Genomic DNA, 15,561 nt, shown 5'->3' with positions numbered 1-15,561 from the left:
GCACGCCTCGCTTTTCGGAGCGACCGCCCGCAAGGGCGAGCACCTGGGGACAGGTGGCCGAGTGGTTAAAGGCAGCAGACTGTAAATCTGCCGGAGTTTCTCCTACGTAGGTTCGAACCCTACCCTGTCCACCATGTGTTCTCCCGGATCCGTCCGGCACCATGGAACATCGCAAGCGACGTCCCGCCAGGCCGAGCGGCGCGCTAGGCGGACTGCGTAGGGGCTCCGTGCGCCGACGCATCGATGCGCTGGAGCAGCGGTTCGGCGGCAGCCGGGGACCGAGCCTGCCGGACCAACGACCGCAGAACCTGCCCCGTCGTTCGATTCTGCCGCGGGCGCATTTCGTTCACGACCGAAAATGTCGCGGCGAAAATCGCCGATTCCGCCGATCTGCATCCGTCGGACCAAGCGGCGTCGCGGTGCTGGTTGCGGAGCAGAACGTCGCGCACCGCCTGCGAGATCACCGACTGGATGCGCGTGACGCCCAGATCGAGCGTGTCGACGCGATGCTCGGCCAGAAGCGCTGCGAGCCGTTCGGTTTGTTCTGCGGTGATGCCGAGATCGAGTTCGCGGACGACTTTTGCGGCGGCCAGTTGATCGACCATCCAAACGCTTTTTTCTGTCATTTTTCACTCTCCGGCTGAAAGCTATGCCAAGCGTGGCGGCGCGTCGAGCCCTTCGGATCGGCGCGCGTCGGCGGCGATCGCCGGTCGGGCGTCGGTTGAGGCCCGCGCCGCGTATAGCGCTTGCGGCTGCCGGACTTGCGGTCCATCTCCCGCGCGACCTGTCCTCCCTTGTCTTGGGCGTCTCTCGCGATGAATCCGCTATTTGCCGGGCTTGGCACAACGATCTTCGAAACGATGTCGGCACGCGCGCGGGCGAGCGGCGCAATCAACCTCGGCCAGGGCTTTCCCGACGGTCGCGGGCCAGAGGATGTGCTCGCCGAGGCGGCGCGCGCGCTGCTCGAGGATTCGAATCAATATCCGCCGATGGCGGGGATGCCGGCATTGCGAGAGGCGGTCGCCGCGCATTACCGCGTCCATCAGGGGCTCGACCTCGATGCGCGCGAGGTGATCGTAACCTCGGGTGCGACCGAGGCGCTCGCTGCGGCAATCTTCGCGCTGGTCACGCCAGGCGATGAAGTGGTGATGTTCCAGCCGCTCTACGACGCCTATCTGCCGCTCGTACAGCGGGCAGGGGGCGTCGCACGGCTCGTGCGGCTCGAACCGCCCGAATGGCGCGTCACCGCCCAAGCGCTCGCGGCTGTGGCGAGCGAGCGGACGCGGCTGGTCATCCTCAATTCGCCGCTCAACCCGACCGGCACGATGATCGGCACCGACGAACTCGCGCTGATTGCCGATTTCTGCACGAGCCACGACGCGATCGCGATTTGCGACGAGGTGTGGGAGCACGTCGTGTTCGACGGCGCGCGGCACCAATCGCTGATGGCGCTGCCGGGGATGCGGGAGCGCACCGTGAAGATCGGCTCGGCGGGCAAGATCTTCTCGTTGACGGGGTGGAAGGTCGGCTGGATGTGCGCCACGCCCGCGATCTCGTCGGTGCTCGCCAAGGCGCACCAGTTCCTGACCTTCACGACGCCGCCTAATTTGCAGGCGGCAGCGGCCTATGGGCTGGGCAAGGATGTGGCCTCTTTCGACACGATGCGCGCGGGGTATCAGCGCTCGCGCGATCGGCTGGCGGCGGGGTTGCGCGGGCTCGGTTACACCGTGCTGCCGAGTGCGGCGACCTACTTCCTCAATATCGATCTCGCAGCATCCGGGATCGCGATGGACGACGTCGCCTTCGCGCAGTGGCTGCTCGACGAAGCCGGTGTCGCGACGATTCCGGTCTCGGCGTTCTATGCGCAGGATGCGGTTACGAGCGTGGTGCGGTTGTGCTTCGCCAAGCAGGACGCGACGCTCGACGCGGCGCTGGAACGGATGGCGACGCGGCCGTAGCGGGCGATGGTTTAGGGTCCCCCGCTGCCCGTTCGCCCTGAGCTTGTCGAAGGGCTCTTCTTGCGTTCCACAGTGACAAGCCAGACCTGTGCTTCGACAAGCTCAGCACGAACGGGGACGGGGGGGCGCGACCCGGCGGTCTATCCGCGTCATCTTGTCAGACCGACGCCACCACGCCCCGTTCGGTCAAATACCCCGTCACCAGCCGCGCCGGCGTGACGTCGAATGCCGGGTTCGCCGCGTTCGACGCTGTGACGCGGATGCGACCGCCTTCGCCTGCTACATGGGTCACTTCCTCGCCCGAACGCTCCTCGATCGGCACGTCGGCGCCGGTCGCAGTGCTGGCGTCGAAGGTGGTGTAGGGCAAAGCGACGTAGAACGGCACGCCGTTGTCCTTGGCGGCAAGCGCTTTCAGATAGGTGCCGATCTTGTTGCACACGTCGCCATTGGCGGTGACGCGGTCGGTGCCGACGATCACCGCGTCGACTTGCCCCGTCATCATCAAATGCCCGCCCGCATTGTCGGCGATCACGGTGTGCGGCACGCCGTGCCCCGCCAGTTCGAACGCGGTGAGCAAAGCGCCCTGGTTGCGCGGGCGCGTCTCGTCGACCCAGACGTGAACCGGGATACCGGCGTCGTGCGCGAGATAGATCGGCGCGGTCGCGGTGCCGTAATCGACCGTCGCCAGCCAGCCGGCGTTGCAATGCGTCAGGATGTTGAGCGGGCGATCGGGATGCTTCGCGTGGAGGGTGCGGAACAGCGCGAGGCCATGCGCGCCGATCGCCTGGTTGAGCGCGACGTCCTCGTCGCAGATCGCATCGGCGCGCGCGAAGGCGGCGGCGGCGCGGTCGACGGTGGGGAGGGGGCGGACTGCGGCGGCGATCTGGTCCAGCGCCCATTTGAGATTGACCGCGGTCGGGCGTGATTCGAGCAACAGCGTGTAAGCGGCATCCAATGCGGCGTCCGATCCATCCTCGGCCAGCGCCATCGCGAGGCCGTACGCGGCGGTCGCGCCGATCAGCGGAGCGCCGCGCGTCCACATCTCACGGATCGCGACCTCGGCGTCGTGCACGCTGCGTAGTTCGACCCACTTGACCACCCAGGGAAGCTCACGCTGGTCGAGGATGCGCGCGCCCGCGCCATCGGCGGTGCGCGTGATCGAGCGTTGATGCGTGCCGTCGAGTTTCATCGCGCGTTCCTAATAGTGTTGCCCTTCCCCGGCGAAGGCCGGGGCCCAGGAGCGAAGGTTTTGCGAGCGAAGCGCCGCGCCCGCTGTTCAGCCGTCCGCTACTGGGCCCCGGCCTTCGCCGGGGAAGGGAGTGGGGAGCGCACTGCGCTCACCTCGTCGAAGCTCGCAATATCCCCGCCGCCGCCGCCCGCGCGATCGATCAGCAGCGCGTCCATCCCCGCCGCACGCGCCGCGGCGACCTCCTCGGGGGTGTCCGACAGGAACAGCACGGCGCTTGCCTCGACGCCGATTGCAGCCGCGATCGTCGCATAAGACGCCGCCTCGCGCTTCGGTCCCGTCGTCGTATCGAAATAGCCCGAGAAAAGCGGCGTCAGGTCGCCCGCATCGCTATGCCCGAACAGCAATGTCTGTGCCGCGACCGAGCCCGACGAGAAGACGTAGAGCTTCACCCCCGCCGCATGCCAGCGCCGCAACCCCGCCACCGCATCAGCATAGACATGCCCCGTGAACGCGCCCGCGGCATAACCGTCGGCCCAGATCATCCCCTGCAGCGTCTTGAGCGGCGTTGCCTTGCGATCCTCGTCGATCCAGCGCGTGAGCGTCGCCACCGGGTCACCCGGCTCGCTCGCCGCAACCTCGGCGAGGATCGGCGCGGTCTCCGTCGGGTGCGCCGCGACATAGTCGGCCAGACGCCCGCGGGCATAGGGGAACAGCACTTCGGCAACGAACGCGATGCTCGACGTCGTGCCCTCGATATCGGTCAGGATCGCCTTCACGCTGAAGCCGGTTCGAGCCGGGCGAAGCGTTCGGCAATGTCGCTGCCGGTAAATTGCGCGATCCAGCCGTCGGGGTTTACGAACAGCCGGATCGCGGTGAAGCGCGGCGAGGCGCCCATGTCGAACCAGTGGCGCATGCCCGCCGGCACCGAGATCAAATCGCCCGCGCTGCACAGCATGGTGAAGACGCGGGTCTCGTGGTGGAGCGTGAACAGCCCTTCGCCCTCGACGAAGAAGCGCACCTCGTCCTCGCCATGCGTATGTTCCGACAGGAATTTGCCGCGCAGGGCGGCGCGCTCGGGATGGTCGGGCGCAATCCGCGCGACGTCGATCGCGCGATAGCCGCCCTGCGCGGTCAGCCGCGCCACCTCGTCGGCATAGACCGCGAGGATGTCGCTGTCGGCATCGAGCGGCTTGAGCGGCCAGCGCTCGAACTGCACGCCGACCGCGCCGAGCGCCGCGGCGATCGCGGTGCCGTCTCGCGTATCGAGCAGCGGCGTCGTGGCGTCTGCGTCGGCAAAGACCTGCAAGCGACTCATCGAAAGCTCCTTTCGGCGCGTTCGGCGGCGATCATCCATTCGATCGCTTCGATCACCCGCTCCGCCTCGGCCATATCGCTGCCCCAGCCATAAAGACCATGGCTGCGAATGAGATAGGCGGGAATCGCGGTGCTTTCCAACAGGCGCGGGGCGATGGCAGCTTCGACGATCGCCATGTCCTGGCTGTTCTCGACGATCGGCAGTGTGACCGCGGTGTCGTGTGTCGCGACGCCAGGGAGCGCCTTGAGCATCTCGTGCCCTGCCAACCGATAGCCGTCGCCCGCCACCGCCCGACTGAAGCCGACCGCGCTCGGCGAATGGCTGTGGAGCACCGCGCCGACAGCGGGAAAGGCGCGATAGAGCGCGAGGTGGAGCGCAGTCTCGGCCGAAGGTGTCTTGCCGTCGAGCGACGCGCCGCCGGCATCGACGCGCATCACGTCGTCGCGGGTGAGCCGCCCCTTGTGCCGACCCGACACCGTGACCGCAAAGCTGCCATCGTCGAGCCGCGCCGAATAATTGCCCGAGGTCGCGGGCGCCCAGCCCTTGGCGTCGAGCCAACGGCCGACCGCGACGATCGCGTCGCGCGCGTGTTCGAAGCTGGTGCTGGTCATCGCGAAGCGGCTGGAGCGGGTAACGGGAATCGAACCCGTGTATTCAGCTTGGAAGGCTGCTGTACTACCATTGTACTATACCCGCTCGCCGGCTCAGCGCACGCATGTGCGGCGATGGGCATCGGTTAGCGCGGTGCTGCGCGCGGCGCAAGATGCGGGTCTTGTACTTGTGCGTGCAACGCGACAGGATCGGGCGCTTCCCCGCAAGGAGTGCCGCGTGCCCGACGATCAGACCGTAACCTGCCCCGGCGGCGACGGCGACACGGCGGTCACGCTCCCGGCGCGGCCCGAGGCGTTGCGGCTCGCGCCCGAACAGACCGCGGTCGTCGTGATCGACATGCAGAACGCCTATGCGAGCGAAGGCGGTTATGTCGATCTCGCCGGGTTCGACATTGCCGGTGCGGCGGGGACGATCGGCAAGATCGCCACCGTGCTCGATACCGCGCGCGCGGCGGGCGTGCAGGTGATCTACCTGCAGAATGGCTGGGATCCCGCCTATGTCGAGGCAGGCGGCCCGCAATCGCCCAATTTCCACAAGTCGAATGCATTGAAGACAATGCGCAAGCGGCCCGAGCTCGCGGGGCAACTGCTCGCGCGCGGCGGGTGGGATTACGCGCTGGTCGATGCGCTGAAACCGCAGCCGGGCGACATTTCGCTCCACAAGACGCGCTATTCGGCGTTCTTCAACTCGCAGCTCGACAGCGTCCTGCGCGCCCGCGGCATCCGCAACATCGTCTTCGTCGGGATCGCCACCAACGTCTGCGTCGAAAGCACGCTGCGCGACGGCTTTCATCTCGAATATTTCGGGGTGATGCTCGAGGATGCGACGCATCATCTCGGGCCTCCGGCGATGCAGGCGGCAAGCGTGTACAATATCGAGAAGTTTTTCGGCTGGGTCAGCACGACCGCGGATTTCTGCGGCAGCTTCGGCCAGTCCCCCAAGGAGTGACCATGCCTTTCGAAGCGATCAATCCCCCGCAATTCCCGACCCCGATCGCGCCCTATTCGGCCGCGGCGAAGGCGGGCAACACGATCTACGTCTCGGGCATGCTCGCGCTCGGCGAGGGCGGGGCGGTGCTGCATGTCGGCGATGCCGCCGGCCAGACGCGCCACATCCTCGACACGATCCGGACGACGCTCGAAGCGGCGGGTGCGACGCTCGAGGACGTGGCGATGAACCATATCTTCCTCAAGAGCCTCGCCGACTATGCCGCGTTCAACGCGGTCTATGCCGCGTATTTCCCGGGTGCGAAGCCCGCGCGTTATTGCATCCAGGCCGAACTGGTGAAGCCCGAGTGCCTGGTCGAAATCGCATCGGTCGCGCATCTTGGCTGAGGCGGCGGGGCTCTATTACGAGATTCATGGGCGCGAGGACGCGCCTCCGCTAATGCTGTCCTCGGGGCTTGGCGGGTCGGCGCACTATTGGGCGCCCAACATCGCGGCGCTGTCCGAGCGCTATCGCGTGATCGCCTACGATCATCGTGGGACGGGTCGCAGCGACCGCGCGCTGCCCGATGCCGTCACCGTCGACGATCTCGCCGCCGACATGCTCGCGCTGCTCGACGCGCTCGCGATTCCGCGCGCGACGATCGTCGGGCATGCCGCAGGCGGTGTCGCGGCGTTGGCGCTGGCGCTGATGGCGCCCGACCGGGTCGACAAGCTCGTCGTGGTCAACGGCTGGGCGTCGCCCGATCCGCATTTCCTCCGGTGCTTCGCTGTAAGGCTGGCGTTGCTGCGCGGGAGCGGGCCCGAGGCGTATCTGCGCGCGCAACCGCTGTTCCTGTATCCGCCCAACTGGATCTCGGCGAACGATGCGCTGCTCGAGGCGGAGTTGCCCGAGCAGCTCGCGCATTTCCCGGGTGCAGCGACTATGGAAAAACGGATCGCCGCGCTCGCCGCGTTCGACGTTTCGGAACGCCTGCGAGACATTCATCGCCCGGTGCTCGTCGTGGTGTCGGATGACGACATGCTCGTCCCGTCCAACGCCGGGGTCGCGCTTGCCAACGGCCTGCCGATCGCCGGCTTCTGCCGCGCCGAGCATGGCGGCCACGCGGTCAATGTGGTCGATCCGGATGCGTTCAACAGCTTCGTGCTTGCCTGGCTGGCGGGCGAAACCGTGCAAGGATAACGCGCATGCAGGTCGGCGTCTTCGTCCCCATCAACAACAATGGCTGGCTGATTTCGGAGAATGCGCCGCAGTACATGCCGTCGTTCGATCTCAACAAGACGATCGCGCAAAGCGCCGAGAAGCACGGACTCGATTTCCTGCTGTCGATGATCAAGCTGCGCGGCTTCGGCGGCAAGACCGAGTTCTGGGAATACGGCCTCGAGAGCTTCACGCTGATGGCGGGCCTCGCCGCGGTGACGGAGAAGATCAAGATCTTCGCGACTTGCCCGACGCTCGTCATCCCGCCGGCGTTTGCCGCGCGGATGTGCAACACGATCGACTCGATCAGCCACGGGCGCTTCGGGCTCAACCTCATCACCGGCTGGCAGCCGCCCGAATATACGCAGATGGGGATGTGGCCAGGCGACGCGCATTTCCGCAACCGCTACAAGATGCTCGACGAATATGCCCATATACTGCGCGAATTGTGGGCCGAGGGCGTCAGCGACTTCAAGGGCGATTACTATCAGATGGAGGACTGCCGCGTCCGGCCCAAGCCAGACGGCGATATGAAGATCATCTGCGCGGGCTCGTCCGACGAGGGGCTCGCATTCTCGGCGAAATGGGCGGACTATGCCTTCTGCCTCGGCAAGGGCGTCAACACGCCGACCGCGTTCGCCTCGACCAACAGCCGCCTCGTCGCCGCCACGCAGAAGACCGGGCGCGACGTTTCGATCTTCGTCCTCATCATGATCATCGCCGCCGAGACCGACGAGGAGGCGATGGCGAAATGGCAATCGTACAATGCCGGGGTCGATCTCGACGCGATCGCCTGGCTCGCCGACCAAGGCGCGAAAGACACGCACAATAAGGACACCAACGTCCGCCAGCTCGCCGCACCCGAGGGGGCGGTCAATATCAACATGGGGACGCTGGTCGGCTCGTTTGAGAGCGTCGCGCGGATGCTCGACGAGATGGCCGAAGTCCCCAACACCGGCGGGGTGTTGCTGACCTTCGACGATTTCGTCGAGGGCGTCGAGGCGTTCGGTACGCGGATCCAGCCGCTGATGAAGTGCCGGGCGGGGGTGGGAGCCTAACCGCGACCGTCACGCCGGGATGACGCGATCGTATCCGACGCCAAACCGTTACATCGGAAACTAGATGGGGTTGGCGCGGCGCAAAAATTGGTCGAAAGAGCATCGCAAAACGGAGAGTATGCCATGCGGATCATCGACCATCACATCGTCGGCCTTTCGGGCGGCGGAGCGACTCGGACCGGCGACGTGTTCGATCCCAACACCGGCCTCGTCCAGGCGAGCGTCAACCTCGGCACGCAGGCGACGCTCGACGCCGCGGTCGCCGCCGCGCTGAAGGCGCAGCCGGGCTGGGCGGCGACCAACCCGCAGCGTCGCGCGCGCGTGATGTTCAACTTCAAGGCGCTGGTCGAAGCGCACATGGACGAGCTCGCGCATCTGCTCTCGTCCGAGCATGGCAAGGTGATCGCCGATTCGAAGGGCGACATCCAGCGCGGGCTCGAGGTGATCGAATTCTGCTGCGGCATCCCGCACGTGTTGAAGGGCGAATACACCCAGGGCGCGGGCCCCGGCATCGACGTCTATTCGATGCGCCAGCCGCTCGGCATCGGCGCGGGCATCACGCCGTTCAACTTCCCGGCGATGATCCCGCTGTGGATGTCGGGCGTCGCGATCGCGACGGGCAACGCCTTCCTGCTCAAGCCCAGCGAGCGCGATCCGTCGGTGCCAGTCCGGCTTGCCGAACTGTTCGCCGAGGCGGGGCTGCCCGAGGGGATCCTCCAGGTCGTCCACGGCGACAAGGAAATGGTCGACGCGATCCTCGATCATCCCGCGATCAGCGCGGTCAGCTTCGTCGGTTCGTCCGACATCGCGCATTACGTCTACAAGCGCGGCGTCGCGGCGGGCAAGCGTGTCCAGGCGATGGGCGGCGCCAAGAACCACGGCATCGTGATGCCCGATGCCGATCTCGACCAGGTCGTCGCCGATCTGTCGGGCGCGGCATTCGGCAGCGCGGGCGAGCGCTGCATGGCGCTGCCGGTGGTGGTGCCGGTCGGCGAGAAGACCGCGGTCGCTTTGCGCGAGAAACTGATCCCGGCGATCGCGGCTCTCCGCGTTGGCGTCTCGACCGACAATGACGCGCATTACGGCCCGGTGGTCAACGCCGCGCATCGCAGCCGGATCGAGCAGTGGATCCAGACCGGCGTCGACGAAGGCGCCGAACTGGTGGTCGACGGCCGCGGCTTCGAGCTGCAGGGGCATGAGAAAGGCTTCTTCATCGGGCCGTCGCTGTTCGACCACGTCACGCCCGAGATGTCGGCGTACAAGGAAGAGATTTTCGGACCCGTGTTGCAGATCGTCCGCGCCGACGATTTCGAGCACGCTTTGCGCCTGCCGAGCGAGCATCAATACGGCAACGGCGTCGCGATCTTCACGCGCAACGGCCACGCCGCGCGCGAGTTCGCCGCACGTGTGAACGTGGGCATGGTCGGCATCAACGTGCCGATCCCGGTGCCGGTCGCCTATCACACCTTCGGCGGTTGGAAGCGGTCGGCGTTCGGTGACACCAACCAGCACGGCATGGAAGGCGTAAAGTTCTGGACAAAGGTCAAGACCGTAACGCAGCGCTGGCCCGATGGCGGAGTCGGCGACGGCGCCAATGCCTTCGTCATCCCGACCATGGGGTAAGCCGGTGAAGCGCCGCGTCAGCAGCGGTTCGCCGCTCGAGCCGATCCTCGGATTTTCGCGCGCGGTGCGGACCGGCGGCCAGATCATGGTCGCCGGCACCGCGCCGATCGAGCCCGACGGATCGACCACGCCGGGCGACGCGGCGGCGCAGATGGAACGGTGCTGCGCGATCGTCGCCAAGGCGATTGCTGATCTCGACGGCGATATTGCCGATACCGTGCGCACCTGCCTCTATCTGACCGATCGCGCCGATTTCCCCGCAGTCGCGGCGGTGCACGGCCGTTGGTTCGGCACGGCGCGACCGGCGACGACGACGCTGATCGTATCGGGTTTCATCCGCCCCGAATGGCGCGTCGAAATCGAAGCCGAAGTGCTGTGTGCATGAAGCGACGCGGCGGGCTCCTCTGGCGGCTGACCCGCAAGCGGCGGCGCGGCGCGACGGCGACGCTTGACGCGCGGCTGTATCGCGTGCGGATCGGCTTGCTCGTCGGTGCGATCGTGGTGATCGCGGTGCCGACCGCGATCAACCTCGAGCGCTCGCGTGGCTGGCGCGCCGAGGGCAAGCGCATCGCGCTGACCTTCGACGATGTGCCGCGTGGCCCCGGCGCGTTCTACACGCCCGAGCAGCGCGCGACGCTGCTGATCGCGGGGTTGCGCGCGGCCGGTGTCGCGCAGGCGGCGTTCTTCGCCAACCCGGGGCGGATCGGGCCGGTGAACCGCGCCGATGCGCGGCTCGCCTCCTATGTCGCGGCGGGGCACGTCGTCGGCGATCACAGTTTCTCGCACCGCGATCTCGCGTCGATGCCGGCCGCGGCGTTTCTCGGCGATATCGACCGTGCCGAGCACTGGCTCAGGGGCCGACCCGGCTATCGCCCGTGGTTCCGCTTTCCCGGGCTCAATCAGGGCGGCCGCGACATGGCGAAGCGTCGCGCGGTGGTCGATGGCCTCATCGCGCGCGGGCTGCAGATCGCCTGGGTTTCGGTCGACGGCTCCGACTGGAATATCGAAGGCCAGACGATCGCCGCCAAACGGGCCGGGCTCGGCATCGACGAGGCCGCGCTACGCGACCTCTATGTCGAGACGATGGTGCAATCCGCCGATTTCTCCGACGCGCTGATGCGCCGCACGATCGGGCGGGCGCCACCGCAGGTGTTGCTGCTGCACGAGACCGATGTCGCCGCGCGCTATCTGCCCGATCTCGTCGCGGCGCTGCGCAAGGATGGCTGGGCGATCGTCACCGCCGACGCCGCCTTTGCCGATCCGGTCTATCACGACACCAGCGACTTCGTCAGCGCGAACGGCACCTTGCCCGAGGCGCTGGCCTGGCGGAAGGGTGTCGGCGGGAAGCTCTATTACGAGCGCAACGACCTGCCGCTCGCCAACCGGCTGTTCGCCGAGCGCGTCCTGCACCGCGCGCCGCTGGCACGCACCGCTGCGGCGCGAACGTCCTCGCACCGGCGGTGTCCGGTGCAACTCCACCCGTGGCGGCGCGTCTGCGCGTCGACTGCCTTTGTAACGCCGCGCACCTCGCGCTTAGGGATCGCTGTATGACCGACCAATTCGACCTCACGGACGACCAGCGCGAGATTCAGGATCTCGCGCGCAAGTTCACCGCCGACCGGATCACCCCGCACGCGGCGGAATGGGACGAGAAGCACATCTTCCCGCGCGAGACGATCAAGGCGGCGGCCGAACTCGGGTTTGCCGCGATCTACGTCTCCGAGGAATCGGGCGGGATCAACCTCGGCCGGCTCGAGGCGGCGCTGATCATGGAGGCGATGGCCTATGGCTGTCCCTCGACCTCGGCGTTCATCAGCATCCACAACATGGCGGCGTGGATGATCGACCGGTTCGGATCGCAAGGCGTGAAGGACAAATATCTGCCTTCGCTCGTCACGATGGACCGGATCGCCAGCTATTGCCTGACCGAACCCGGCTCGGGATCGGACGCGGCGGCATTGAAGACCAAGGCGGTCCGTGACGGCGACGATTACATCGTCACTGGCAGCAAGCAGTTCATCTCGGGCGCGGGCGAGAATGAAGTCTATGTCACGATGGTGCGCACCGGCGTCGAAGGGCCCAAGGGCATTTCGTGCCTGGTGATCGAGAAGGACATGCCCGGCGTCAGCTTCGGCGCGAACGAGCGCAAGCTCGGCTGGCACTCGCAGCCGACGCGGCAAGTGACCTTCGACGGCGTGCGTGTTCCTGCCGAGAACCTCGTCGGAGGCGAGGGCGAGGGCTTCCGCATCGCGATGATGGGTCTCGACGGCGGCCGGCTCAATATCGGCGCTTGCTCGCTCGGGGGCGCGCAGCGCTGCCTCGACGAGGCGATCGCCTATACGCGCGACCGCAAGCAGTTCGGCACCGCGATCGCCGATTTCCAGAACACGCAGTTCATGCTCGCCGACATGGCGACCGACTTGGAGGCGGCACGCGCGTTGCTCTACATGGCGGCAGCGAAGGTGACCGCGAACGCGCCCGACAAGACCAAGTTCGCCGCGATGGCCAAGCGGCTCGCGACCGACACCGGGTCGGCCGTCGCCGACCGCGCGCTGCAGCTGCACGGCGGGTACGGCTATCTGATGGACTATCCGATCGAACGCTTCTGGCGCGACTTGCGCGTCCATTCGATCCTCGAGGGCACCAACCAGGTGATGCGGATGATCGTCGGTCGCGAATTGACGCGGCAATGAGCGACGTCCTCACCTCCGTCGACGGGCGGGTTGCCCGCATCCGCCTCAATCGGCCCAAGGCGCTCAACGCGCTGACCACGCCGATGTGCGAAGCCATGCTCGAAGCGCTCGACGCTTGGCGCACCGACCCCGCAGTTGAGGTCGTCCTCCTCGACCACGCCGAGGGCCGCGGTTTCTGCGCGGGCGGTGACATCCGCATGCTTGCCGAGAGCGGCGCGGGCGACGGCACGGAGGCGCGGCGCTTCTTCCACACCGAATACCGCCTCAACCACCGCCTGTTCACCTATGCCAAGCCGACCGTCGCCTTCATGGACGGCATCACGATGGGCGGCGGCGTCGGGCTCGCTTGCCCATGCGACCACCGCGTTGCGACCGAGAACACCAAGTTCGCCATGCCCGAGACCGGGATCGGCCTGTTCCCCGATGTCGGCGGCGGCTGGTTTCTGTCGCGGCTGCCGGGGCGGATCGGCCAGTTTCTCGCGCTGACCGGGCGCCGGCTCGACGGTGCGGAGTGCCTCGCGCTGGGCCTTGCCACGCACTATTTGCCGAGTGCAGTACTCGAAGACGTCAAGGCGCGGATCGCGGCTGACCCTGCGACGCTGGCGACAACGCTTGCGGACCTGGGGTCGACGCAACCCGAAGCGCGGATCCTCGCGCACCGTGCCGACATCGACCGGCTGTTCGCTTCGGACGTGCTCGAGGACATCTACGCGGCGCTCGAGGCGGATGGCGGTGAGTGGGCGCTCAAGCAGCTCGCCACGCTGAAAACCAAGTCGCCGCAGACGATGAAGGTGTCGCTCCGTTTGCTCCACGAAGGCGCGACGATGTCGACCTTCGAAGACGAGATGCGCCAGGAATATGCCGTCGGCGCGCATGTTGTGCAGCGGCATGACTTCCTCGAAGGCGTCCGCGCGGTGATCGTCGACAAGGATAATGCCCCGCGCTGGGACCCGGCGACGCCCGAGGGCGTGAGCCCGCACGTGCTCGACCAGATCTTCGCGCCGCTGCCCGCGGCCGAGGAATGGTCGCCCGGCTGATCCGCGTCATCCCAGCGAAAGCTGGGATCTCCCCGCGGCGCGCGGAACGCCCCACTCACAAAGACCCCAGCGTTCGCTGGGGTGACGGATTTGGAGAGAGCAATGCCGACCTACGAAACCCTCCTCGTCGAACAGCGCGGGCGCGTGACGCTCGTGACGCTCAACCGCCCGCAGGCGCTCAATGCGCTCAACAGCCAGATCCTCGCCGATCTGCTCGCTGCGATGGCGGCGTTCGATGCCGATCCGGGGCAGGGCTGCGCCGTCATCACCGGCAGCGAGAAGGCGTTCGCTGCGGGTGCCGACATCAAGGAGATGCAGGCGCAAGGCTTCGCCGACATGTACGCGCATGATTTCTTCGCCGGCTGGGATCGTTTCACCAAGACGCGCAAGCCCGTCATCGCGGCGGTATCGGGCTATGCGCTCGGCGGCGGGTGCGAGCTGGCGATGATGTGCGACTTCATCCTCGCCGCCGACTCGGCCAAGTTCGGCCAGCCCGAGATCAAGCTTGCGGTCTCGCCCGGCATGGGCGGTTCGCAGCGCCTCACGCGCGCGGTCGGCAAGGCCAAGGCGATGGAGATGTGCCTCACCGGCCGGATGATGGACGCTGCCGAAGCCGAGCGCGCCGGGCTCGTCTCGCGCGTCGTGCCCGCCGCCGAGCTGGTCGAGGAAGCGGTCAAGACCGCGACGACGATCGCCGGGATGGCGCCGCTCGCCGTGCTGGCGAACAAGGAGATGGTCAATGCAGCGTTCGAAACGAGCCTCGCGATGGGCGTGCAGTTCGAGCGGCGCTTGTTTCACGCGCTGTTCGCGACCGAGGACCAGAGCGAGGGAATGAGCGCGTTCGTCGAGAAGCGCGCGGGGACCTGGACGGGGAAGTGACCCAAAATCCCCCTCCCGCTTGCGGGAGGGGCTAGGGGAGGGGCGTGCCACAAACCCAGCGCCTCGCGGCGGCACTGCCCTCCCCCAACCCCTCCCGCAGGCGGGAGGGGAGTAAGAAGAAGCAGGAGAGAAAAATGACACGCATCGCTTTCATCGGCCTCGGCAACATGGGCGGCGGGATGGCCGCGAACCTCGCCAAGGCCGGCCACGACGTCCGCGCCTTCGACCTGTCGGCAGAGGCACTCGACCGCGCCAAGGCCGCTGGCTGCCTGCCCGTCGCTTCCGCCGCAGAGGCGGCCGACGGCGCCGAGGCGATCGTCACGATGCTGCCCGCCGGCACGCATGTCGAAGCCGTCTATGCCGAGCTCTTCGCCGCCAACGTCGCCCCGCCCACGCTGCTGATCGACTGCTCGACGATCGACGTCGCCACCGCCAAGCGCGTCGCCGAGGCAGCGCAGGCCAAGGGCCTCACCGCCGTCGACGCCCCCGTCTCGGGCGGGATCGGCGCGGCCAATGGCGGTACGCTGACCTTCATGGTCGGCGGCAGTGCGGAAGCTTTCGCACGCGCGCAGCCGATCCTTGCAGCGATGGGCAAGGCCGTCATCCACGCCGGCGCCAACGGCACCGGCCAGGCCGCCAAGATCGCCAACAACATGCTGCTCGGCGCGACCATGGTGGCGACGTGCGAGGCGTTCCTGCTCGCCGAGAAGCTCGGGCTCGACCCGCAGACCTTCTACGACATTTCGAGCGTCGCCTCGGGGCAGAGCTGGTCGATGACGAGCTATTGCCCGGTCCCCGGCGTCGGCCCCGATACGCCCGCCGACCATGACTATCAGGGCGGCTTCGCGACCGCGCTGATGCTCAAGGACCTGAAACTCGCCGCTGCCGCGGCAGGCGATACCGGCGCGGACACACCGATGGGTGCGAAGGCGGCCGAACTCTACCAGCGCTTCGCCGACGACGGGCAGGGTGGGCTCGATTTTTCCGCGATCATCCGTATGTTGCGCGGCTGACCGAATGGGAGCGGGGCGGACGCGCGATGATCCTTAACC

The 15,561-nt window shown here is 67.2% G+C and carries 17 protein-coding genes and 2 tRNA genes; 14 read left to right on the top strand and 5 right to left on the bottom strand.

Annotated features, from left to right (window positions below; translation table 11 throughout):
* Positions 1 to 47: 47 nt before the first annotated feature.
* From IE187_RS06875 to IE187_RS06865, 3 genes are all read left to right on the top strand, one after another.
* Positions 48 to 134: transfer RNA gene (locus IE187_RS06875), tRNA-Tyr, on the top strand.
* Positions 135 to 227: 93 nt separating this feature from the next.
* Positions 228 to 644 (top strand): hypothetical protein, encoded by a 417-nt coding sequence (locus IE187_RS06870; protein ID WP_189675645.1) that lies wholly within the window; start codon positions 228 to 230, stop codon positions 642 to 644.
* A gap of 171 nt (positions 645 to 815) precedes the next feature.
* A complete protein-coding gene (locus IE187_RS06865; RefSeq protein WP_189675644.1) occupies positions 816 to 1,958 on the top strand; it encodes an aminotransferase in 1,143 nt (380 codons plus the stop codon).
* 157 nt (positions 1,959 to 2,115) lie between these two features.
* Here the strand turns inward: IE187_RS06865 and mtnA are convergent, their stop codons facing one another.
* From mtnA to IE187_RS06840, 5 genes are all read right to left on the bottom strand, one after another.
* Positions 2,116 to 3,147 carry an S-methyl-5-thioribose-1-phosphate isomerase gene (gene mtnA / locus IE187_RS06860; RefSeq protein ID WP_189675643.1) on the bottom strand — a complete coding sequence of 344 codons (1,032 nt, stop codon included), beginning with the start codon at positions 3,145 to 3,147 and terminating at the stop codon, positions 2,116 to 2,118.
* 98 nt (positions 3,148 to 3,245) lie between these two features.
* Positions 3,246 to 3,923 carry an acireductone synthase gene (mtnC, locus tag IE187_RS06855; protein WP_189675642.1) on the bottom strand — a complete coding sequence of 226 codons (678 nt, stop codon included), beginning with the start codon at positions 3,921 to 3,923 and terminating at the stop codon, positions 3,246 to 3,248.
* Positions 3,920 to 4,462: a 1,2-dihydroxy-3-keto-5-methylthiopentene dioxygenase gene (locus IE187_RS06850; RefSeq protein ID WP_189675641.1), complete on the bottom strand. Its 543-nt coding sequence runs from the start codon at positions 4,460 to 4,462 to the stop codon at positions 3,920 to 3,922. The genes mtnC and IE187_RS06850 overlap by 4 nt, the downstream gene beginning before the upstream one ends.
* Positions 4,459 to 5,073, bottom strand: a complete 615-nt coding sequence (locus IE187_RS06845; protein WP_189675640.1) for a methylthioribulose 1-phosphate dehydratase — start codon at positions 5,071 to 5,073, stop codon at positions 4,459 to 4,461. Before IE187_RS06845 ends, IE187_RS06850 begins: the two co-directional genes overlap by 4 nt.
* A gap of 11 nt (positions 5,074 to 5,084) precedes the next feature.
* A tRNA-Gly gene (locus IE187_RS06840) sits at positions 5,085 to 5,158 on the bottom strand.
* Between the two features lie 132 nt (positions 5,159 to 5,290).
* On the opposite strand from IE187_RS06840, the gene rutB reads away from it, so the two are divergent.
* From rutB to mmsB, 11 genes are all read left to right on the top strand, one after another.
* Positions 5,291 to 6,022 carry a pyrimidine utilization protein B gene (rutB, locus tag IE187_RS06835; protein ID WP_189675639.1) on the top strand — a complete coding sequence of 244 codons (732 nt, stop codon included), beginning with the start codon at positions 5,291 to 5,293 and terminating at the stop codon, positions 6,020 to 6,022.
* Between the two features lie 2 nt (positions 6,023 to 6,024).
* Positions 6,025 to 6,408 carry a pyrimidine utilization protein C gene (rutC, locus tag IE187_RS06830; RefSeq protein WP_189675638.1) on the top strand — a complete coding sequence of 128 codons (384 nt, stop codon included), beginning with the start codon at positions 6,025 to 6,027 and terminating at the stop codon, positions 6,406 to 6,408.
* Positions 6,401 to 7,201, top strand: a complete 801-nt coding sequence (gene rutD / locus IE187_RS06825; protein ID WP_189675637.1) for a pyrimidine utilization protein D — start codon at positions 6,401 to 6,403, stop codon at positions 7,199 to 7,201. The genes rutC and rutD overlap by 8 nt, the downstream gene beginning before the upstream one ends.
* A 5-nt stretch (positions 7,202 to 7,206) precedes the next feature.
* Positions 7,207 to 8,277 carry a pyrimidine utilization protein A gene (gene rutA / locus IE187_RS06820; protein ID WP_189675636.1) on the top strand — a complete coding sequence of 357 codons (1,071 nt, stop codon included), beginning with the start codon at positions 7,207 to 7,209 and terminating at the stop codon, positions 8,275 to 8,277.
* 123 nt (positions 8,278 to 8,400) lie between these two features.
* Positions 8,401 to 9,900, top strand: a complete 1,500-nt coding sequence (locus IE187_RS06815; RefSeq protein WP_189675635.1) for a CoA-acylating methylmalonate-semialdehyde dehydrogenase — start codon at positions 8,401 to 8,403, stop codon at positions 9,898 to 9,900.
* 4 nt (positions 9,901 to 9,904) lie between these two features.
* Entirely contained in the window at positions 9,905 to 10,285 is a 381-nt protein-coding gene (locus IE187_RS06810; protein ID WP_229839280.1) for a RidA family protein, read from the top strand.
* Positions 10,282 to 11,451, top strand: coding sequence for a polysaccharide deacetylase family protein (locus tag IE187_RS06805; RefSeq protein ID WP_189675633.1), 1,170 nt, complete (start codon positions 10,282 to 10,284; stop codon positions 11,449 to 11,451). The genes IE187_RS06810 and IE187_RS06805 overlap by 4 nt, the downstream gene beginning before the upstream one ends.
* Complete coding sequence (locus IE187_RS06800) at positions 11,448 to 12,593, top strand: acyl-CoA dehydrogenase family protein (protein WP_133186921.1); 1,146 nt, start codon at positions 11,448 to 11,450, stop codon at positions 12,591 to 12,593. Before IE187_RS06805 ends, IE187_RS06800 begins: the two co-directional genes overlap by 4 nt.
* Positions 12,590 to 13,630 (top strand): enoyl-CoA hydratase/isomerase family protein, encoded by a 1,041-nt coding sequence (locus IE187_RS06795; protein WP_189675632.1) that lies wholly within the window; start codon positions 12,590 to 12,592, stop codon positions 13,628 to 13,630. Before IE187_RS06800 ends, IE187_RS06795 begins: the two co-directional genes overlap by 4 nt.
* Before the next feature lie 102 nt (positions 13,631 to 13,732).
* Positions 13,733 to 14,509 (top strand): enoyl-CoA hydratase, encoded by a 777-nt coding sequence (locus IE187_RS06790; protein WP_189675631.1) that lies wholly within the window; start codon positions 13,733 to 13,735, stop codon positions 14,507 to 14,509.
* Positions 14,510 to 14,643: 134 nt separating this feature from the next.
* Positions 14,644 to 15,522, top strand: a complete 879-nt coding sequence (gene mmsB, locus IE187_RS06785; protein WP_189675630.1) for a 3-hydroxyisobutyrate dehydrogenase — start codon at positions 14,644 to 14,646, stop codon at positions 15,520 to 15,522.
* Positions 15,523 to 15,561 lie beyond the last annotated feature (39 nt).

The organism is Sphingomonas glacialis, from assembly GCF_014653575.1.
GTDB lineage: Bacteria > Pseudomonadota > Alphaproteobacteria > Sphingomonadales > Sphingomonadaceae > Sphingomonas > Sphingomonas glacialis.
This window is presented reverse-complemented; position numbering and strand designations above follow the sequence as displayed.